This window comes from Hyphomicrobium sp. 2TAF46 (assembly GCF_052114865.1).
Classification (GTDB): Bacteria; Pseudomonadota; Alphaproteobacteria; order Rhizobiales; family Hyphomicrobiaceae; genus Hyphomicrobium_B.
In genome coordinates this window covers 54164-74013 of sequence record NZ_JBFRFO010000002.1, presented here as the reverse complement: position 1 = coordinate 74013, position 19850 = coordinate 54164, and the positions used below count along the sequence as shown (strand labels likewise).

Here is a 19850-nt window from a genome sequence, read left to right as displayed (position 1 = left end):
AGTCCGGGGTGCCGGACGCAAGGTTTGGATTCCGTCGCCACTTGGGGCGGCGATAGTCCGGAGATAAAAGACGTGGAATTGACGACCAAAGGCCGGTACGCGGTCATGGCCATGGCTGATCTCGCCGGGCATGCCGATGAAGGTGCCATCGCGCTGTCGGTCGTCGCTGAGCGGCAGAGCCTGCCACTCGCCTATCTGGAACAGCTTTTCGTGCCCCTTCGCCGTGCTGGCCTCGTCGAGAGTGCGCGCGGGCGTTCGGGCGGATACCGGCTCGCCAAGCCTGCCGCAGACATCTCTATCGCAGCGGTGATGGAGGCGGTCGAGGAAGACACGCGCTTCACGCGCTGCTCGCATAACGATCCGCGGTGCTCCGCTGCAACGCCGTGCGTCACGCATTGGCTGTGGACGGCGCTCAGCGAGTCGATGGGAGAATTCCTGTCGTCGGTCAATCTCGCCGACGTTATCGCTGGCGGCCGGTATTCGTCGGCGCCGCTGTTTGCTGCGGCCGTGCGGGCAACGGGCAAGCGCACGTATCTCGATTACAATGCTACGGCGCCGCTCAGGCCGGAGGCCAAGGCCGCGGTGATTAGAGCGCTCGACGTCACGGGCAATCCGTCATCGGTGCATGCCGAAGGGCGGCGCGCTCGATCTGTCATCGAGAGTGCGCGTGAAAGCGTCGCGCGACTGGTCGGCGCCAAGCCCTCCGAGATCGTCTTCACGAGCAGTGCGACCGAAGCCAACAACTGGATTGTGGCGCAGCCGTGGGCGACGATGCTGACGAGCGGCACGGAGCATGATTCTGTTCTCGCGCCGGTGCGCGCGGCGCGGGGCGAGGTCGTTATGCTGCCGCTCGATACGCACGGTATCGTCGACCTGAAGCAATTAGACGAACGCATTCTGGCGCGTGACTTTGCGGGGCCGTCGCTGCTCGCGCTGCAGTTGGCGAATAACGAAACCGGTGTCGTTCAGCCCATCGCGGAAATTGCCGCGCTTGCGCGCTCACGAGGCCTTTCAGTGCATACCGACGCGGTGCAGGCGGCTGGCCGGGTGGCCATCGATTTCGCGGCGCTTGGCGTCGATACGCTGGCGCTCTCCGCGCACAAATTGGGCGGGCCCAAAGGCGTTGGAGCTCTGGTCATTCGTGACCATATAGATCTTGTGCCCTTATTCCGCGGCGGTGGGCAGGAACGGCGGCGGCGCGCTGGGACGGAGAATGTCGCAGGCATCGCTGGATTTGGTGCCGCGGCCGAAGCCGCACTTCGCGATCTCAAATCAGCGGCGGCCATCCAGGCATTGCGGGATGAGATCGAGGCCAGCGTCAAACGCATCAGTCCCGAGGCGGTGATCATCGGCGAAAGCGCGACGCGTCTTGGAAATACGACGGCCTTGGCGCTTCCCGGCAAGCTCGCCGAAACGCTGGTCATCCGGCTCGATCTTGCGGGAATTTCGGTTAGCGCCGGATCGGCCTGCTCGTCCGGGAAGGTCGGGGCGAGCCACGTTCTCGAAGCGATGGGATTAAGCCACGAGATTGCGGCGGGCACGATCCGCATCAGTCTCGGACCGGCGACGACTAAGGACGATATCGCGGCGTTTCTCGCTGCGTGGACAACGATCGCAGGAGCGCCCGCGCTCGCTGCGTAAAAGGTGAATTGGTTGAAGGCCGCTCGTTGGCGGCTTCGAACGAGAGACAAGGAAGACGAGGAAATGGCTGCTGTTCAGGAGACGATCGATCAAGTTCGGAAGATCGATGTCGACCAGTACAAGTACGGTTTCGAGACGCTGATCGATAGCATCCAGGCGCCGAAGGGCCTTGATGAGTCGACCGTGCGCTACATCTCGGCCAAGAAGGGCGAGCCGGAGTGGCTTCTGAACTGGAGGCTCGAAGCGTTCACCCGCTGGAAGGCGATGACGGAGCCGACTTGGGCGAAGGTCCGCTATCCGAAGATCGATTTTCAGGATCTCTATTACTACTCGGCGCCGAAATCGACGGAGGGTCCGAAGAGCCTTGCCGAAGTCGATCCGGAGCTGCTCGAGACCTATAAGAAGCTCGGCATTCCGCTCAAGGAGCAGGAAGTTCTCGCGGGCGTGACGGGTTCGCGCGTCGCGGTCGATGCCGTGTTCGACAGCGTTTCGGTGGTGACGACGTTCAAGGACGAGCTGAAGAAGGCGGGCGTGATTTTCTGCTCGATCTCGGAAGCGGTCCGCGAGCACCCGGAACTCGTGAAGAAGTATCTCGGCTCGGTCGTGCCGCAGTCGGACAACTTCTACGCGTCGCTGAACTCGGCCGTGTTCTCGGACGGCTCGTTCGTGTACGTGCCGGAGGGCGTCCGCTGCCCGATGGAGCTTTCAACGTATTTCCGCATCAATGCGCGGCAGACGGGGCAGTTTGAACGCACGCTGATCATCGCGGATCGCGGCGCCTATGTTTCTTATCTCGAGGGCTGCACCGCGCCGATGCGCGACGAGAACCAGCTGCACGCAGCCGTCGTGGAACTCGTGGCGCTCGACGATGCCGAGATCAAATATTCGACGGTGCAGAATTGGTATCCGGGCGACGCGCAAGGCAAGGGCGGCATCTATAACTTCGTGACGAAGCGAGGCGATTGCCGCGGCCATCATTCAAAGATCTCGTGGACGCAGGTCGAGACGGGTTCCGCCATCACGTGGAAGTATCCGAGCTGCATTCTGCGCGGCGACTATTCGCGTGGCGAGTTCTATTCGATCGCGGTTTCCAACGGCTATCAGCAGGTCGACAGCGGAACCAAGATGATTCATCTCGGCAAGAACTCGACGAGCCGTATCATCTCGAAGGGAATCGCGGCGGGCTATTCGGAGAATACCTATCGCGGGCTCGTGTCGGCGCACCGCAAGGCGACGAACGTCCGTAACTTTACGAACTGCGACTCGCTGCTGATCGGCGACAAGTGCGGCGCGCATACGGTGCCCTACATCGAAGCAAAGAATTCCAGCGCGCATTTCGAGCATGAGGCGACGACGTCGAAGATCTCGGACGACATGCTGTTCTATTGCCGTCAGCGCGGGCTTTCGGCGGAAGAGGCAGTGGCGCTCGTGGTCAACGGCTTCGTCCGCGACGTGCTGCAGCAGCTGCCGATGGAATTCATGGCCGAATCCCAGAAGCTGATCGGCATCTCGCTTGAAGGAAGCGTGGGGTAATTCCATGACCGACTATTGGTTCAAGCCGAAGAGCTACGGTTACGGAGCGACCCCCATCAACTGGAAGGGTTGGGTTTCGACGTTTGCTTTCGTCGCGGTGTTACTCGCGGTGGTCCGGCTCTTTGTTTTGCCGATTCACGGTGCGGCTTCGCATTCGCCTTGGGAAGTCGGTCTCGGTTTGGCGCTCGTATTCGCCGTCGTTGTCGTCTTTTCGTTGTTCGCAAAATCAAAGACGAACGGGGAATGGCATTGGCGCTGGGGTAAGGACGTCGACACAAGATGAGGATGGAGTTCATGACCGAGAGCCAGAAGCTGATCGGTATCTTGCTCGAAGGATCGGGTGGATGATCGCGGAGCCCCTAGATGACCAAATATTGGTACGAGAAGCGAATGTGGGGTCTTTCGCCGGTTTTCTGGCCGGTAACGTGGCACGGTTGGTTGTTCCAGCCGGCGGTGCTGTGGCTTTTTATCATCGTACCGGGTTTTTGGCTGATCTCGTACACTCCCGCAGCGTGGCAAAATGGATTGGGTTTTGCGGTCTTGATCTCCGCTTATCCACTCGCAATCGCCGTTCTTTTTCTAAAGACAAATCCCGGCCCCGGATGGTTGGCGGGTTGGGAAAAGGAACGGCGGTTCGTTCCGAGGTTTCGCTGGTTCTCGTCAACTCTGTATCTCGCAGGAACGGCTGCCGGCCTTTGGATTTTCATTACCCAGGAGAATCCCGCATTCGGGGTTCTTTTCCTGTACTTCTATCAGCTGCTCATGATCGCACTTTTGTACAAGGTCGCAGATCCGGACAAAGGCGGCGGAGAATCTCGATCAGCAGCCTCGGTATCGTCCATTCCAAGTCCAGTATCGAAAAATTCGGTCGCGGGCCTTCCGCCCGGTAAGTTCTAAAGTTGAGGAAGACATGCTCGAAATCAAAAACTTGCACGTGAAGCTCGAGGACGAGGATCGGGAGATCCTCAAGGGGCTTTCGCTCACGGTGCCGAAGGGCGAAGTGCACGCGATCATGGGGCCGAACGGCTCAGGCAAGTCGACGCTTGCGTATGTGCTCGCGGGGCGCGACGGCTATGAAGTCACCGACGGCGACATTCTGTGGAACGGCGAGTCCATCCTCGAGATGGAGCCGGACGAGCGTGCCGCGAAGGGTGTGTTCCTCGCATTCCAATATCCGATGGAAATCCCGGGCGTGGCGGGCCTCACGTTTCTCCGCACGGCGCTCAATGCCGTTCGTAAGAAACGCGGCGAAGCGGAACTGACGACGCCTGCCTTCCTGAAGCTCGCAAAGGAGAAGGGCGCGAAGCTCAACATTGATGTCGAGATGTTGAAGCGACCGGTCAACGTCGGTTTTTCGGGTGGCGAAAAGAAGCGTTCGGAAATCCTGCAGATGGGCCTTCTCGAACCGACACTGTGCGTGCTCGACGAGACCGATTCCGGCCTCGACATCGACGCCTTGCGGATCGTGTCGGAAGGCGTCAACGCGCTTCGCTCGCCGGATCGCGCGTTCCTCGTGATTACGCACTATCAGCGGCTCTTGAATTACATCGTGCCGGACAAGGTCCACGTGCTCGCGGACGGGCGTATTCAGAAGACGGGTGGCAAGGAGCTGGCGCTCGAACTCGAGAAATCCGGCTACGCTGAATATACCAACAAGGCAGCGTGAACATGAACGTAGCAGTTATGAAGACCAAGGCCGAGCAGGCCATCTCGGAGAGCTTCGAGATGGCGGCCGCGAAGCTTCCGGGCAGCGCCGCGGTGCAGGCGCGCCGTGCGCAGGCCATCGGGGCCTTCAGCGGGCTCGGGCTTCCGCACCGGCGCATCGAAGAATGGAAATACACCGATCTTCGCGCCAATCTGAAAGAGGTGCTGCCGGCCGCCGTCGAGGACAAGACGCCGCTGACGATCGCGGAGCTGATCGTTGCGCTTGGGCCTCTCGCCCACGTCGATGCGCATCGCATCGTGTTCGTGAACGGCCATTATCGCGCAGACTTGAGCGACACTGCGGATGCGGCAGGGTTGAAGATTACGACAATCGGAAAGGCGCTGCAGTCGGCTTCTGAAGAGGCTGTTGCCAGCTTGGCTTCCACGCCGGAGGGCGGAGATGCGGTTGAGGCGCTCAACACCGCTTTCATGACCGATGGCGCCCTCGTCGAGGTTGCCAAGAGCGCGGCGGTCGACAAGCCGCTTCTCATGATCTTCGTTCGTTCCGGGTCGGACGCGAATGCGGTTACGGTCCGCAATCTGATCAATGCCGGCGAAGGCGCGAGCGCGACGATCATCGAAGCCGACGTCGTGCTGCCGGGCGCCGTGCGTGACGCGCATCTCAACACCCTGACCGAGGTTTCCGTCGGCAAGGGCGCGACACTCAATCATGTCAAGGTGGCTGTTGATGAAGGCAAGTCGCTGCATCTTTCGAATTGGGAGGTGACGCTCGGGACGGATGCGAGCTACCGCGGCTTCCAGTTCTCGTCGGGTCTCGGTTTTGCCCGTAACGGCATCAACGTTCTGTTCGATGGCGAGGGCAGCAAGCTCGACCTTTCGGGCGCGTATCTCGCGCGTCATTCGGAGCACGTCGATACGACGCTCGTCGTCGATCATGCCGTGCCGCATTGTGAAAGCCGGGAGCTGTTCAAAGGCGTGCTCGACGGCCATGGCCGGGGCGTGTTCCAAGGCAAGATCATCGTTCGGCCCGACGCGCAGAAAACCGACGGCAAGCAGATGTCGCAAGCTTTGATGCTATCGGAGGATGCCGAGTTCGATTCGAAGCCGGAACTCGAGATCTATGCGGACGACGTCGTTTGCGGTCACGGTACGACGAGCGCGGAACTCGATCCCGATCTGCTCTTCTACTGCCGCTCGCGCGGAATTCCCGAAAAGGAAGCTCGCGCGTTGATGATCGAATCGTTCATTGGTGAGGCTCTCGACAAGGTTGAGCACGAGGGGCTCCGAGAAGCGCTCGCATCGTATGCGATGCAGTGGCTCGGCCGCTCACGGCACGGATAGGCCCATGGGACGTGAAACGTCGATCGATGTAGCGAGAAGCACGGCTTCGCAGGCGGGCCTGACCGGTGCGCCCTACGATGTCGAGCGCATTCGTGCGGATTTTCCGATCCTCTTCCGCGAGGTGAACGATCGTCCGCTCGTCTATCTCGACAACGGGGCGTCGGCGCAGAAGCCGCTCTCCGTCATTGAGGCGATGGATCATGCCTATCGTTTCGAATACGCGAACGTGCATCGCGGGCTGCATTACCTGTCGAACACGGCGACGGAGCATTATGAGGCGGCGCGCGAGACGGTTCGCCGTTTTCTGAATGCCGAGCATCAAGACGAGATCATTTTCACGCGCAACGCGACGAGTGCCATCAATCTCGTCGCGCGTTCGTTCGGCGAGCCACGGATCGACAAAGGCGATGAGATCCTCGTCACGATCATGGAGCACCACGCGAACATCGTGCCGTGGCACTTCCTGCGTGAGCGGAAGGGGGCGGTTCTGAAGTGGGCGCCGATGACGGACAGCGGCGAGCTGATGCTCGACAAGCTCGAAAGCCTCATCACGAAACGCACGAAGATCGTCGCCGTTACGCACATGTCGAACGTGCTCGGCACGATCAATCCGGTGAAGGAGATCATTCGGATTGCGCATGCGAAAGGCGTTCCGGTGCTTATCGACGGCAGCCAGGCGGCCGTTCATATGGGCGTCGACGTTCGCGATCTCGATGCGGATTTCTACGTCTTCACGGGTCACAAGACCTATGGGCCGTCGGGCATCGGCGTGCTCTACGCTAAGCGGCAACATCTCGCGGCCATGCCGCCTTACGAGGGCGGCGGCGATATGATCGAGCACGTGACGCTCGATAACATAACGTACAACCAGCCGCCGCACCGGTTCGAAGCCGGCACACCGGCCATCGTCGAGGCCGTCGGTTTGAGCGCGGCGCTCAACTACATGATGCAGATAGGCCGCGAGAAGATCTCGCGTTACGAAGCGGAGCTTGGGGCCTACGCTGCGGAGCGGCTCGGCGCGTTGCCGTGGCTGAAGCTTTACGGGACGGCTCCTGGAAAGGGCGCTATCTTCTCGTTCACCATCGATGGCCTCCATCCGCATGACGTTTCGACGATCATCGACCGATCGGGAGTGGCAATCCGGGCCGGCCATCACTGTGCACAGCCGCTAATGGAGCGCCTCGGGGTGTCGGCAACCTGCCGCGCCTCTTTCGCGTTGTACAATACAAAGGCCGAGGCTGACGCGCTCGTTACCGCGCTCACCAAGGCGCATGACCTTTTCGCTTAAGGAGCTTCCGCATGGACGGGAAGCAGATCGACGACCGGGCAGCGGTGAAGCAGGCGGTTGAAGCGCTCGATGCGCCGTCCCCGACGCCGCCTGACGGTGGCCTTGCGCCGGATCCCACGTTGGATTCCGGGCCGGAAATTGCAACGTCGTCAAAGCAAAGCGGATCGGCATCGGCAACGGCTTTGCCGCCGGAAGAGATCGACAGACTGACGAACGATATCATCGCCGCGCTGAAGACCGTTTACGATCCGGAAATCCCCGCCGACATCTACGAGCTCGGATTGATCTACAAGGTTGAGGTCGACGACGATCGCAACGTCGCGATCAACATGACCCTGACGGCGCCCGGCTGCCCGGTGGCCGGCGAAATGCCGATCTGGGTCGAGAATGCCGTTAATGCGGTTCCGGGCGTCGCGCAGACGAAGGTCTCTATCGTGTTCGATCCGCCTTGGGATCAAAGCCGCATGTCGGACGAGGCACGCCTCGCCGTCGGCATGTTTTGAGGATACCCTCGCTTTTGGCGGACGAATTCCCATATACTGTGGCTGTTGCCACGACTCGAAAATACGGAGGCTCCCGTGCCCTCGCTTAGAATGATGCCAAAAGTCATGACGTTGACGGATGCCGCTGCAGCGCGCGTCGCGGCGCTCATCGCCCAGAAGCCTGGCGTCAAAGCCCTCAAAATCGGTGTGAAGAAGGGTGGCTGCGCGGGCATGGAATACACCATGACCTGGGCCGAAGAGATTGGGAAGTTCGACGAAATCATCGAAGAAAAGGGCGCGGTCGTGCTGATCGATCCGGCAGCGATGATGTATCTGCTCGGCACCGAGATGGACTATAAGACTGACAAGCTCTCATCGCAGTTCGTGTTCAACAATCCGAACCAGAAGAGTGCATGCGGGTGCGGCGAGAGCGTCAATCTCGAACCGGCAACGCCGCCGGGATTTGCTCCCGCGGAGGCTTGATGCAATTGCGGGCATGACCGGGCATGTCCGCCAATGACGAAATCCTGCAAATTCTAAAGGATGCGCTCGAGCACGCCGGTCTGGTTTCCGGGCGGCGCATGTTCGGCGGTGTCGGCGTTTATTTCGAGGGCGTCTTTTTCGCCCTCATCGACGACGGTGCGATCTATCTCAAGACGTCGGAGATGACACGGCCACGGTTCGAGGCCGAGGGCTCGCACGCGTTCTCATACATAACGAAGAACGGCCGCGCGGAGCTGCATTCCTATTGGCTGCTTCCCGAGCGTCTTCTTGACGATACGGAGGAGCTGCGCGACTGGGCGTCCGCTTCGGTTGCGGCGGCTAGGCAATCCGCTTCGCAATCGAACCGAAAGGCCAAGCCGGGACGCATTGTCAAAACGGCGAAGCCTGCCGCCAAATCCAAGAGACGCTGAGCCCCCCGCTTTGGCGCTGGTCTTAGCCGCGTCCCGGGACTTTCAGCGGACGAGATGGCTTGCGCATGAACGCAGGGACGTTCTCGGCAAAGCCCAATCGCTCGTCACCCTTGTGAGGTTGCTGCTTACGCGGGGCCTCCTTGGGAGCTTCCCGCCTTTCGGGCCGGTCGTGGCGGGCTGTCCGCTGCGCGGGTGCAGGCTCGTCCGTCCATGCATCGGCCGCCGGAGCCGGTCGCGGGCGCTGCGGGCGCCGCGCGCTCTCGGAAGACCGCTTCGGCTGTTCGGCGTACTCGGGTTGCGGCGTACTTTCGGGGCGGGGTGCGCGTCTGCGCTCGTGATGGGGATGCTCGGTGGCCTCGGCGTGATGCTGACCGGGCTGAGCAGCTTTATGTTGCGGCTGACGATGCTGCCGTGGTTCCGGCTGCTGCGCGCCCTGTTCGGCCGGCCTGCTCGCGTGTTGGGAGGAACGGGGGTGATGTTCCCCGGTGCGACCGCCGCGCTGCGAGCCGTGCGACTGACGACGCGATTTGTCGGCGCCTGAGCTTTGGCCGCGTCCACCGCGTCCGCGGCGGCGTTTGCCGGCGCTTGCGAAATCCTCTTCGGTCGGAGGATCGCCAAGCCATACCGGCGCTTCGGCCGTTACCTTCTCGATGTCCTTGCAGAGCTTCAGGTCGTCGGGGCTAACCAGCGAGATGGCGTGTCCCTCGTGCCCGGCACGGCCCGTTCGGCCGATGCGGTGGACGTAGTCATCGGCAGCCCACGGCAAGTCGAAATTGAAGACGTGGGAGACTTCCGGAATATCGAGGCCGCGCGCTGCGACGTCGGAAGCCGCGAGAAGCATGATTTCGCCCGCCCGGAACTTGTCGAGCGTTTCCATGCGGCTCGCCTGGTCCATATCGCCGTGGAGTGCGCCGGCGTTGAAGCCGTGCTTCGTCAGCGATTTATGAAGGACGGCGACGTCGCGTTTCCGGTTGCAGAAAATGATGGCGTTCTTGACGTTGTTGCCGCGGATCAGGTCGCGAAGGACTTCTCGCTTCGCCCAGTCTTCGCCGTTCGGGCAATAAACGAAATTCTGCGTGATAGTCTTTGCGGTCGTCGCGGGTTTGGCGACTTCGACCCGCTCGGGGTTGTTCAGGAACTGATTGACGAGGCGTGTGATCTCCGGCGGCATCGTCGCCGAGAAGAACAGCGTCTGGCGCCGCGGCGGCAGCAGCTTGCAGATCTTCTCGATGTCCGGAATGAAGCCCATGTCGAGCATGCGGTCGGCTTCGTCAATGACGAGGATTTCGACGCCCATCAGCATAACGCGGCCGCGCCCGAAATGATCGAGCAGGCGGCCCGGGGTCGCGATCAGAACGTCGACACCGCGGTCAAGCTTCTTCACCTGGTCGTCCATCGAGACGCCGCCGATGAGGAGCGCAACCTGCAGCTTGTGATTGACGCCGTATTTTTCGAAGCTCTGCGCGACCTGGGCAGCAAGCTCTCGTGTCGGGGCGAGGATCAGTGAACGTGGCATTCGCGCCCGGGCGCGGCCCGTTTCGAGGCGCGTAATCATCGGGAGGACGAACGATGCCGTTTTGCCGGTACCCGTCTGGGCGATGCCGAGCACGTCCCTGCCGGTAACGGCAACCGGAATGGCGGCGGCTTGAATTGGGGTGGGGTTGACGTAACCCGCAGCCGTAATGGCTGCTTGAACCTTGGGCGATAGCCCGAGGTCAGCGAACGTCTTGGTTTCCAAAAGCAGGTATCTCCATCTGCACAGCTCGGATGGTCCGGCGCACTTAGGGCGTCAGACAGTCTTTCGAGAGCGCAGGGGGCGGGTGCCGAAAGGACCTAAGCCGAATAGGAGTGCGGATCAAAAAGCATTAAAAAATGCGCAAATCGATCCCCTGCGCTCCGGCACGCTCGGGTGCTCGCATACATCTCGGCCTAGCGCAAGGGAATCTCGCCAGTTTAGGCTACTCAACCCGCGGGGTTGTGTCACAGGCGAGGATTCGGGCGAGCGAATTCGGCCGCTCGCCCAGGATATCGTCCTTATGCGTCGGCCTTGAGCAGCCACCTTCCGAATAGGCCTCCAATGACGCCTCCCAGGATGGGGGCCACAAAGAACAGCCAGACCTGAGACAAGGGCACCCCGGCGGCATAGACAGCCGGTCCGAAGCTTCGGGCGGGGTTGACCGATGTATTGGAGATCGGGATCGACATGATGTGGATCGCGGTCAGGGCCAAGCCGATGGCCGCAGGAGCGAGAAGAGATGGCCCATTCACCCGGGTCACGCCCATGATGACAACGAGGAAAAAGGCCGTCAGCACGGTCTCGAGGATAAAGACTTCGGACAGGCTCGCTTTCAGCATCGAGAGTTCGCCGTAACCGTTGGCTGCGAACGTTGGGCTGGTGTGGCCGACGAGGGAGAAGATTCCACAGGCTGCGCAGGCTCCGATGAGCTGCGCCAAAATGTAGAATACGGCATTTCCTGCATTGAATCGGCCGCCAGCAACGAGACCCAGTGTTACGGCTGGATTGTAATGGCCGCCGGATACATGGCCGATGGCGAAGGCGGTTACCATGACCGTTATGCCGATGCAGAAGGCGACGCCTAGAATGCCCGCAGCGCCGGATGGTGCTCCAAAGGAGTAGAATGCTGAGCCCAGGACGGACGACATCAGCATGAATGTGCCGAATGCTTCAGCGGCGAGTGCGCGGCTGTTCATTAGATAAAGCTCCTTGTTCCTTGATTTTTTTATCGCGCGCGCTGTGGAGGACGGTTGGAAACGCCACTTTGCAGCGATACTTGGCGTGTCGATACCGGACGCGTGCGATGCGTCGCCGCGGACGAATCATTGCGGCACGCGCTCAATCGTAGCGAGGCTTGGGCAATCGGTCCGTCCCGAAAAGCGGTCACAAATTGTCCGGGGCGGAGAAGGGCTTATTTGTCGTATTAGCGAAAATGGTTTTTGGATCGATATTGAATGGCGTAAATATTTGCCGGGGACGAAGATACCGGTCGGACACGCAGGTTCGCTAAAAGTCGATGGCGTCGCCTGGTGCGGCACGATTCTCAGGTTAGAGATACGCGAGCGCCGCTGAAATTCGCTAGGATCTCGATCGATGGCTGGAAATGCTGGTTCTCCGATGGCCGATGCCGGCCTGACAATTCGCGAGACCGCGACGAGCGGCGAAACGCGGCCGAGGGGCGTCCGTCGCGCCGATGCGATCCGTGAGCTCAAGAAGCGGGATAATTACACGAATTTCCGCCATATCGCGTTTGTCTATCTCGTTATCGCTGCATCGATCGGTTTGACGATTTGGAGCTACGGCGCGGTCGAGGAGGCAGGTCTCGGGTGGTGGTGGAACATCCCCATGACGCTTTTGTGCATCGCTGCGGTCGGCGCGTCGCAACACCAGTTCGGTGGTGTCATTCATGAGGGGACGCACTTCATCCTCTTCGAAAATAAGATCCTGAATGAACTGGCGTCCGATTGGCTCGGCGGGTTTCCGATCTATACGTCGACGTTCCAGTACCGGCTGCACCATCTCGCGCATCACCAGTTCATCAACGATCCGCTCCGCGATCCCGATTGGGCTCAGCTCAATGAAAGCGGTCACGATCTCGACTTTCCGATCACGCATTTCGAGATGCTCAAGGAACTCGGGAAGCAGCTCTGGCTGCCGAACCTCTTCCGCTACATGATTGTGCGTGCTCGCTACAGCGCGCTCGGTACCGACAACAACCCATATATGGACCGCAAGCGTAAGGGCGAGCGGCTACCGACGCTGATGGGCGTCATTTACGCCGTGACGGCGCCTGCCGCTGCGATCACGCTCATCAAGACGGGGCATGGCGCGTGGGCCTTCGTGGCGCTTGGCGTGACGACGGCCGCGGCTGTCGCATATTTCTATTTTCTCGATGAGAACAAGCTACCGCATGCGCACGTCGAGACGGTGATCTCCCATCGTACGACGAATATCAGCCGCATCCTTTACATGGCGATCCTCTACTTTGCTCTCACGGGGATTGAAGTCGCGGGCTGGGGCCATGCGTGGGCGTACTTCGGTCTGCTTTGGATCCTGCCTCTGTTTACGGCGTTCCCGCTCTTCATGATCATGCGCCAGTGGGTGCAGCACGGAAATGCCGATCGCGGACGTTACACGAACACCCGGGTGTTTCTCGTCAACCCGTTCATTCGTTACGCTGTCTTTCCCTTCGGCATGGATTATCACCTTCCGCACCACGTCTTCGCCTCGGTGCCGCACTATAAGCTCAAGGGCCTGCACGAGCTGCTGCTGCAGGACCCGGAGTACAAAGAAAAAGGCATTGTGGTTGAAGGCTACTTCAACTCGCCGCATGGCACGGTCGAGGATCGCAATCCGACCGTCATCGAGGTGCTCGGCGAGAAGTACGCGCCGAAGCCGGACGGTGACGTCTACGTCGATACCAATACGCTTGAGTACGCGGAGGTTCGCGATCCCGACGCGATCGCGCGCGAAAACGTAGCCTCGGCTCGAGGCGAATAATCTCCGGCAATAAAAAAGGGAGCGGTGGTCGCTCCCTTTTTTTACTCCGATACGTGAGCCTGATTAGATATCCAGGTCCTTCGCGAAAGCCGCGTGTTCCTGGATGAAGCGGAAGCGCGCTTCGGGCTTGGAGCCCATGAGCGCGTTGACCACATCGGACAATCCGCTGCGCTCGCTTTCGCCGATGCCGACCTGCAGCAGCATGCGCCGCTTCTTGTCCATCGTCGTCTCTTTGAGATCCTTGAAATCCATCTCGCCGAGGCCTTTGAAGCGGGTGACCTTCGGCTTCTTGCCTTTGAAATGCGTGGCGAGAAGCTCGTCGCGATGCGCTTCGTTGCGCGCGTAGGCGACGTCGCTCTTGTCCGCGATCTTGTAGAGCGGCGGGACGGCCAGATAGAGATGGCCGTTTTCGACGAGTTCGGGTGTCTCCTGATAGAAGAACGTGATCAGCAGCGAGGCGATGTGTGCGCCGTCCACGTCGGCATCCGTCATGATGATCACGCGCTCATAGCGGAGATCCTCGTCACGGTATTTTGTGCCGGTGCCGATGCCGAGCGCCTGAATGAGATCGGCGAGCAGCTGGTTCTGCGAAAGTTTCGCCGATGAGGCGTTCGCGACGTTCAGGATCTTGCCGCGCAGGGGTAGAACCGCTTGCGTTTCGCGATCGCGCGCGCTCTTGGCGCTGCCGCCGGCCGAGTCACCTTCAACGATGAAGATCTCGGTGCCCGCGGCCTGCTGGATCGAGCAGTCTGCGAGCTTGCCGGGAAGGCGCAATCTGCGCGTGGCGGACTGGCGGCCGACTTCCTTCTCGCGGCGGCGCTTCAGGCGCTCTTCGGACTGATCGATTGTCCATTCGAGGAGCTTGGTCGCCTGTTGCGGTGAGTCGGCGAGCCAATGGTCGAAGGCGTCGCGTACGGCCGTTTCGACGATCTTTGTTGCTTCGGAGGTTGCGAGCTTGTCCTTCGTCTGGCCTTGGAATTCGGGTTCGCGGATGAAGACCGACAGCATGGACGCGGCCGTTCCCATCACGTCTTCCGAAGTGATCTGGATGGCCTTTTTGGCGCCGACGAGTTCGCCATAGGCCCGGAGGCCCTTGTACAGCGCTTGGCGCAAGCCGTTCTCGTGCGTGCCGCCTTCGGCCGTCGGGATCGTGTTGCAGTAGGACGACGAGAAGCCGTCCTCGTTCGCGATCCAGGCAACCGCCCATTCGACCGAGCCGTGACCGTCTTCCTTCTCCACCCGGCCTGAGAAGATGTCCTTCGTGACCTGAATTTGGCCTTCGATCGACGCGGTCAGATAGTCGCTGAGGCCACCAGGGAAGTGGAAGGTCGCCTCGGGAGGCGTGTCGTCCTTGATGAGTTCGGGATCGCATTTCCAGCGGATCTCGACGCCGCCGAAAAGGTAGGCTTTCGAGCGGGCCATTTTCATCAGGCGGGCGGGTTTGAAAGCGGCGCCTTTGCCGAAGATCTTCTCATCCGGCTTGAAGCGCACTTTCGTGCCCCGCCGATTCATGGTCGAGCCGAGCTTCTCGAGCTTGGTTTGTGGCTCGCCGCGCGAGAAGACCATGCGGTAGAGCTGCTGGTCGCGCGCCACCTGGACTTCGAGCGTTTCGGAGAGCGCGTTGACGACGGAGACGCCGACGCCGTGCAAGCCGCCCGACGTGTTGTAGGCTTTGGAGTCGAACTTGCCGCCGGCGTGCAGCACGGTCAGCACGACTTCGAGCGCGCTCTTGTTCTTGTATTTCGGATGCGGGCCGATCGGGATGCCGCGGCCGTTATCGGTGACGGTCAGGAAGCCGTCGGCTGCGAGTTCAACCTCGATCCACGTCGCGTGGCCCGCGACGGCCTCGTCCATCGAGTTATCGATCACCTCGGCGAAGAGGTGATGCATGGCCTTTTCGTCGGTGCCGCCGATGTACATGCCTGGGCGGCGCCGGACGGGCTCCAGGCCTTCAAGCACCTCGATGTGATGCTCGCTGTAGCCAGTCTCGACGGGCTTGCGTGCACGCGACGATTTTTCAGTCATTTCGCTTTCAAATTCCGGAAAGAGGTCGGTTTGTGATCGGCTCATGTTCAGCCCTTGTCCGTGCTTTGGCGTGACCTTGCCTTCGGAACGAAGCGGCGGACACGCACGACAGCCAGGGCCGCTGAAGCGAATCTTGAGCGTTCCTTATAGCCTGAGCCTGGGTCGCGCCACCATCGCGTTTGCGACTTGTGGCGGCACGGCAACTCGGCAAAGAGCTTAAACTGCGACGTTATCGATCAAGCGCGTCTTGCCGAGCCAAGCGGCGGCGAGAACGCGCAGGTCCCGGCCGTCATGGTCCGGCGGCACTGCCAGCGTTTCCGCGTCGCGGACTTCGACGTAGTCTATTTTCGTGAAGCCTGCGGACGCCAGCTTGCGCTTGGCGTTGGCGATACCGGACGCCACGTCGGCGCCGTTGGCGACGTCTTCGGCGAGGGCTGCGATAACGGCGTTTAGCGCAGGGGCGATTTTTCGTTCGGCTTCGCTCAGATAGGCATTGCGAGAGGAAAGCGCCAGACCGTCGCTATCGCGCTTGGTCGGGCCGCCTATCACCTTCAGGGGCATATTGAGATCGCGAACGACTTGTCGCAGCACGGCGAGCTGCTGGTAGTCCTTTTCGCCAAAAATCGCGATGTCGGGCGTCACCTGATTGAAGAGCTTCGTGCACACGGTTGCCACGCCGTCGAAATGAAACGGGCGGAATTCGCCTTCGAGTTCCTTTGCCGCACTGCCGGCGCGGACGCTGGCCGAAAAACCTTCCGGGTACATTTCTTCGACGCCCGGCGCCCAAACGAGATCGGCATCGGCTGCGGCGAGCTTTTCCAGGTCCCCCGCCTCGTCGCGTGGGTAACGGGAGAGGTCTTCATTCGGGCCGAACTGGGTCGGGTTCACGAAAATCGAAACGACCGTTCTGTCGGCCTTCTTTCTCGCAAGCTTGACGAGGGCGAGGTGGCCTGCGTGGAGCGCTCCCATGGTCGGGACGAGGGCAATGCTCTGGCCGCGCTGCCGCCATTTTGAGGTGGCCTTTCGGAGGTCGCGGACGCTGCGGACGACTTTGATGATCTCAGACAAAGTTCTGGCCCCGATTACAATTAGGGAGTGGTGACGGGATTACCGGCGAGCCGTCAAGTGGACAAGGGGGCGACCCGCTTTTTCGGCCGCAGGCGCGCGACGGGCAATCTGGTAATATCGATCCCGGGCGAATCGCGTTGGGCGCCCTTTGTTGATCAGCGGGAAAATCATGGTCGCGACATTGCGGCGCGAGGATAGCGTGACACAGCGGGGTCTCCCATCGCGGGACGAGTTCGCCGCGCAATATCTCATGGACGAGCCGCGGCTTGTCGGCGCTCTGATCGAACGCGCGCTTTTCACCGAAGACGAGCGGCGGAGAACGGCGGACGTCGCCCGGCGCCTCGTGCTCGCGGCACGTGCCGACAAGTCGAGCCATGCCGGCGTCGATGCGTTCATGCACGAATACGGATTGGCGACCGATGAAGGCGTGATCCTGATGTGCCTCGCCGAGGCGCTCCTGCGCATTCCCGATGCGGAAACTGCGAACGCCTTTATTGCCGACAAGATTTCCGGCGGCGCGTGGGAAAAGCATCGCGGCCATTCCGACAGCCTTTTCGTCAACGCTTCGACGTGGGGCCTTATGCTGACGGGCCGCATCATGCGGCTCAGGGAAGCCAAGGGCGCAAATCCCTTCCAAGCAATGAAGCGGCTCGTCGCGCGTTCGGGTGAGGGCACCATCCGGCTTGCCATTCGCCAAGCCGTGCGGCTTCTGGGCGAGCAGTTCGTGCTCGGATCGACGATCGAGGGCGCGCTCTCGCGGTCGCGTGCCTTCGCCGACAAGGGCTACCGGTTTTCCTACGACATGCTGGGAGAGGCGGCCCGGTCGGAGCAGGACGCGGAACGGTATTTCCAACGCTATATGGTCGCGATCGATGCGATCGGCGCCGATTCGGGGCCACTCGTGACGCCGCATGCGGATGCGATTTTCGACAGGCCGTCGATCTCGGTCAAGCTTTCGGCGCTGCATCCGCGCTTCGAACCCGGCAAGGAACATCGCCTGAGGTCCGAGCTTGCGCCGCTGATCTTGACGCTGGCGCGTGCGGCTCGGGCGAAGGGCCTGGGTCTCACCATCGACGCCGAAGAGCAGGACAGGCTCGACATTACCGCGGACCTCTTCGGTGAAACGCTCATCAACCCGCATCTTGAAGGATGGAACGGTCTCGGCATCGCCGTGCAAGCCTACGGGAAGCGCGCCATTCCGTTGCTCCGATGGCTGCGGCGTCTCAGCGAGAAGACCGGCAAGCGGATCCCGGTGCGCCTCGTCAAAGGCGCCTACTGGGACAGTGAGATCAAATGGGCGCAGGAGCGTGGTTTCGAAGATTATCCGGTGTTTTCGCGGAAACTGCACACGGATGTTTCCTATCTCGCGGCGATGCGCTTGCTGATTTCGGACCCCGTCGCCTTCTATCCGCAGTTCGCGACGCATAACGCGCATACGATTGCGGCGGCGTCCGTGGCGGGCGGTCAGGTGGAATTCGAATATCAGCGGCTGCACGGCATGGGCGAAGCGCTCTACGCGCAGGTCGCCGGTGAGGGCAAGTTCGGGCGGGCATGCCGGATTTATGCGCCGGTCGGCGGCCATGAGGATTTGCTTGGATATCTCGTGCGCCGCTTGCTCGAAAACGGCGCCAATACATCGTTCGTCAACCGGCTGGGCGATGAGGAAATGTCGATTTCCGAAATCATCGCCGATCCCGTCGAGATTGCAGATCGAGAGTTCACCTCGGGCGAGCGGGTGAAGCTGATCGCGCGGCCGCGCGACATTTTCCTGCCCGAGCGAAAGAACAGTGCCGGGTTGGCGCTGGTGCAGACGAGCGTGCGCGAAGGACTTCAGGCGGACATCGCAAAAATCTTGAAGTCTCCGTTCTTGGCGGGGCCGATCGTCAACGGCACGGTCACGGCGGGCGGGGATTCGGCTGCGATCTCGCTGTCGCCGCATGACCATCGCGACAGGATCGGTACGGTGCGGCTGGCGACGCCGCAGCATCTCGAGGATGCGATTTCATCGGCGGTGAATGGTGCATCGCGCTGGGAGAAGACGGATGCGCCGGAACGCGCGCGCATTCTCGAAGCTGCCGCCGATTTGTTCGAGAGGGATCGCGCAATTCTGATGGCGGCGCTCATTCGCGAAGCCGGAAAGACGCTGGATGCGGCGCATTCGGAGGTCCGCGAGGCGGTCGATTATCTTCGCTACTATGCGATCGAGGCGCGGCGGCTCTTTTCCGATCCGGTTTTGCTGAAGGGCCCGACGGGCGAAGAAAATACAATCTCGCTCAGAGGCCGTGGCGTGTTCGGGTGCATTTCGCCCTGGAATTTTCCCATCGCGATTTTCGTCGGCCAGGTTGCCGCGGCGCTGGCGGCCGGAAATGCCGTCGTCGCCAAGCCGGCCGAGCAGACGCCGATTTCGGGATTCCTCGCGGTCAAGCTCCTGCACGAGGCAGGTGTGCCGCGGGACGCGCTGCATCTCGTGACGGGCGGCGGTAAGCTCGGGGAAGCCATCGTCAAGGACGCGCGCATTCAGGGTGTGGCTTTCACGGGCTCCAACGAAACCGCGTGGGCTATTCAGCGGGCGCTTGCCGATCGCCGTGGCGCCATCGTGCCGTTCATCGCCGAGACGGGCGGCATCAACGCCATGATCGCGGATTCCTCCGCTCTTCCTGAGCAGGTCGTACGCGACGCAGTGCGGTCGGCGTTCGACAGCGCCGGGCAGAGATGCTCGGCAGCCCGGGTTCTCTTCGTGCAGGACGATAACGCGCCGCGCATCCGCTCGATGCTGGCGGGTGCAATCGAGGCGCTCGATGTCGGCGATCCTTTCGATTATGCGACCGACATCGGCCCCGTCATCGACGAAGCGGCGCAGGATGCGCTCGAGAGCCACAAGGTCCGCATGCAGCGCGAGGGTCGGGAGATCATCGATCTTGCCATGCCCGAGGCGTGCCGCGCCGGTACCTACGTCACGCCGTCGCTCTATGAGATCGACCGGCTGAGCAAGCTCGACCATGAGGTGTTTGGGCCGATCCTACATATGATCCGATACGAGCGCGGGAACCTGGAGAAGGTCGTCGCGGCCCTCAATTCCACCGGGTACGGACTGACACTCGGGCTGCACAGCCGCATCGAAAGCGTTGCCGATTACGTCGCGGAGAATGCGCGGGTCGGCAATCTCTACGTCAACCGCAATCAGATTGGGGCGGTTGTCGGCGTGCAGCCGTTCGGCGGCGAGGGGCTGTCGGGCACCGGTCCCAAGGCGGGCGGGCCGAATTATCTGGCGCGGTTCGCGACGGAGCGCGTGCGGGCGACCGACATCACCGCGACGGGCGGCAACTACACGCTGCTCAGCGGTAAGGGATGAGTTTTTCCGCGTCTGCCGTCACATC

Annotated in this window: 16 protein-coding genes; 12 read left to right on the top strand and 4 right to left on the bottom strand. The window is 61.3% G+C overall.

Annotation, left to right across the window (positions count from 1 at the left end):
• Positions 1–72: 72 nt before the first annotated feature.
• From AB4Z24_RS04195 to AB4Z24_RS04150, 10 genes are all read left to right on the top strand, one after another.
• On the top strand, positions 73–1641 hold the full coding sequence (locus tag AB4Z24_RS04195; protein WP_441706154.1) for an aminotransferase class V-fold PLP-dependent enzyme: 1569 nt from the start codon (positions 73–75) through the stop codon (positions 1639–1641).
• Positions 1642–1704: 63 nt separating this feature from the next.
• The gene (gene sufB, locus AB4Z24_RS04190; protein WP_441706153.1) at positions 1705–3174 is read left to right on the top strand and encodes a Fe-S cluster assembly protein SufB; all 1470 of its coding nucleotides are present in this window, start codon (positions 1705–1707) and stop codon (positions 3172–3174) included.
• A gap of 4 nt (positions 3175–3178) precedes the next feature.
• Positions 3179–3457, top strand: a complete 279-nt coding sequence (locus tag AB4Z24_RS04185; protein ID WP_441706152.1) for a hypothetical protein — start codon at positions 3179–3181, stop codon at positions 3455–3457.
• Between the two features lie 80 nt (positions 3458–3537).
• The gene (locus AB4Z24_RS04180) at positions 3538–4071 is read left to right on the top strand and encodes a hypothetical protein (protein ID WP_441706151.1); all 534 of its coding nucleotides are present in this window, start codon (positions 3538–3540) and stop codon (positions 4069–4071) included.
• A 13-nt stretch (positions 4072–4084) separates the two neighbouring features.
• A complete protein-coding gene (gene sufC, locus AB4Z24_RS04175; RefSeq protein WP_441706150.1) occupies positions 4085–4840 on the top strand; it encodes a Fe-S cluster assembly ATPase SufC in 756 nt (251 codons plus the stop codon).
• A gap of 2 nt (positions 4841–4842) precedes the next feature.
• Entirely contained in the window at positions 4843–6180 is a 1338-nt protein-coding gene (sufD, locus tag AB4Z24_RS04170; RefSeq protein WP_441706149.1) for a Fe-S cluster assembly protein SufD, read from the top strand.
• Between the two features lie 4 nt (positions 6181–6184).
• A complete protein-coding gene (locus AB4Z24_RS04165) occupies positions 6185–7468 on the top strand; it encodes a cysteine desulfurase (RefSeq protein WP_441706148.1) in 1284 nt (427 codons plus the stop codon).
• 137 nt (positions 7469–7605) lie between these two features.
• Positions 7606–7971 (top strand): SUF system Fe-S cluster assembly protein, encoded by a 366-nt coding sequence (locus AB4Z24_RS04160; RefSeq protein ID WP_441706801.1) that lies wholly within the window; start codon positions 7606–7608, stop codon positions 7969–7971.
• 75 nt (positions 7972–8046) lie between these two features.
• On the top strand, positions 8047–8433 hold the full coding sequence (locus tag AB4Z24_RS04155) for a HesB/IscA family protein (RefSeq protein ID WP_441706147.1): 387 nt from the start codon (positions 8047–8049) through the stop codon (positions 8431–8433).
• Between the two features lie 23 nt (positions 8434–8456).
• Positions 8457–8864 (top strand): TfoX/Sxy family protein, encoded by a 408-nt coding sequence (locus AB4Z24_RS04150; protein WP_441706146.1) that lies wholly within the window; start codon positions 8457–8459, stop codon positions 8862–8864.
• A 22-nt stretch (positions 8865–8886) separates the two neighbouring features.
• Here AB4Z24_RS04150 and AB4Z24_RS04145 read toward each other — a convergent pair whose 3' ends face one another.
• Both AB4Z24_RS04145 and AB4Z24_RS04140 read right to left on the bottom strand, forming a co-directional pair.
• Complete coding sequence (locus AB4Z24_RS04145) at positions 8887–10602, bottom strand: DEAD/DEAH box helicase (protein ID WP_441706145.1); 1716 nt, start codon at positions 10600–10602, stop codon at positions 8887–8889.
• Positions 10603–10898: 296 nt separating this feature from the next.
• Positions 10899–11576 carry an aquaporin gene (locus AB4Z24_RS04140; RefSeq protein WP_441706144.1) on the bottom strand — a complete coding sequence of 226 codons (678 nt, stop codon included), beginning with the start codon at positions 11574–11576 and terminating at the stop codon, positions 10899–10901.
• Positions 11577–11973: 397 nt separating this feature from the next.
• Between AB4Z24_RS04140 and AB4Z24_RS04135 the strand changes: the two genes are divergently transcribed.
• A complete protein-coding gene (locus AB4Z24_RS04135; protein WP_441706143.1) occupies positions 11974–13380 on the top strand; it encodes a fatty acid desaturase family protein in 1407 nt (468 codons plus the stop codon).
• 63 nt (positions 13381–13443) lie between these two features.
• On the opposite strand, the gene parE is transcribed toward AB4Z24_RS04135, so the two are convergent.
• Positions 13444–15450 carry a DNA topoisomerase IV subunit B gene (parE, locus tag AB4Z24_RS04130; protein ID WP_441706142.1) on the bottom strand — a complete coding sequence of 669 codons (2007 nt, stop codon included), beginning with the start codon at positions 15448–15450 and terminating at the stop codon, positions 13444–13446.
• A gap of 171 nt (positions 15451–15621) precedes the next feature.
• A complete protein-coding gene (panC, locus tag AB4Z24_RS04125; RefSeq protein ID WP_441706141.1) occupies positions 15622–16473 on the bottom strand; it encodes a pantoate--beta-alanine ligase in 852 nt (283 codons plus the stop codon).
• Between the two features lie 169 nt (positions 16474–16642).
• On the opposite strand from panC, the gene putA reads away from it, so the two are divergent.
• Entirely contained in the window at positions 16643–19825 is a 3183-nt protein-coding gene (gene putA, locus AB4Z24_RS04120; RefSeq protein WP_441706140.1) for a bifunctional proline dehydrogenase/L-glutamate gamma-semialdehyde dehydrogenase PutA, read from the top strand.
• The last annotated feature ends 25 nt before the right edge of the window (positions 19826–19850 follow it).

What these genes read in the sequence shown, in the direction of transcription:
- sufB (WP_441706153.1), top strand. Translation starts at nt 1,705, where the DNA reads ATGGCTGCTGTTCAGGAGACGATCGATCAAGTTCGGAAGATCGATGTC.
- AB4Z24_RS04185 (WP_441706152.1), top strand. Translation starts at nt 3,179, where the DNA reads ATGACCGACTATTGGTTCAAGCCGAAGAGCTACGGTTACGGAGCGACC.
- AB4Z24_RS04180 (WP_441706151.1), top strand. Translation starts at nt 3,538, where the DNA reads ATGACCAAATATTGGTACGAGAAGCGAATGTGGGGTCTTTCGCCGGTT.
- sufC (WP_441706150.1), top strand. Translation starts at nt 4,085, where the DNA reads ATGCTCGAAATCAAAAACTTGCACGTGAAGCTCGAGGACGAGGATCGG.
- sufD (WP_441706149.1), top strand. Translation starts at nt 4,843, where the DNA reads ATGAACGTAGCAGTTATGAAGACCAAGGCCGAGCAGGCCATCTCGGAG.
- AB4Z24_RS04165 (WP_441706148.1), top strand. Translation starts at nt 6,185, where the DNA reads ATGGGACGTGAAACGTCGATCGATGTAGCGAGAAGCACGGCTTCGCAG.
- AB4Z24_RS04150 (WP_441706146.1), top strand. Translation starts at nt 8,457, where the DNA reads ATGTCCGCCAATGACGAAATCCTGCAAATTCTAAAGGATGCGCTCGAG.
- AB4Z24_RS04140 (WP_441706144.1), bottom strand. Translation starts at nt 11,576, where the DNA reads ATGAACAGCCGCGCACTCGCCGCTGAAGCATTCGGCACATTCATGCTG.
- AB4Z24_RS04135 (WP_441706143.1), top strand. Translation starts at nt 11,974, where the DNA reads ATGGCTGGAAATGCTGGTTCTCCGATGGCCGATGCCGGCCTGACAATT.
- parE (WP_441706142.1), bottom strand. Translation starts at nt 15,450, where the DNA reads ATGAGCCGATCACAAACCGACCTCTTTCCGGAATTTGAAAGCGAAATG.
- putA (WP_441706140.1), top strand. Translation starts at nt 16,643, where the DNA reads ATGGTCGCGACATTGCGGCGCGAGGATAGCGTGACACAGCGGGGTCTC.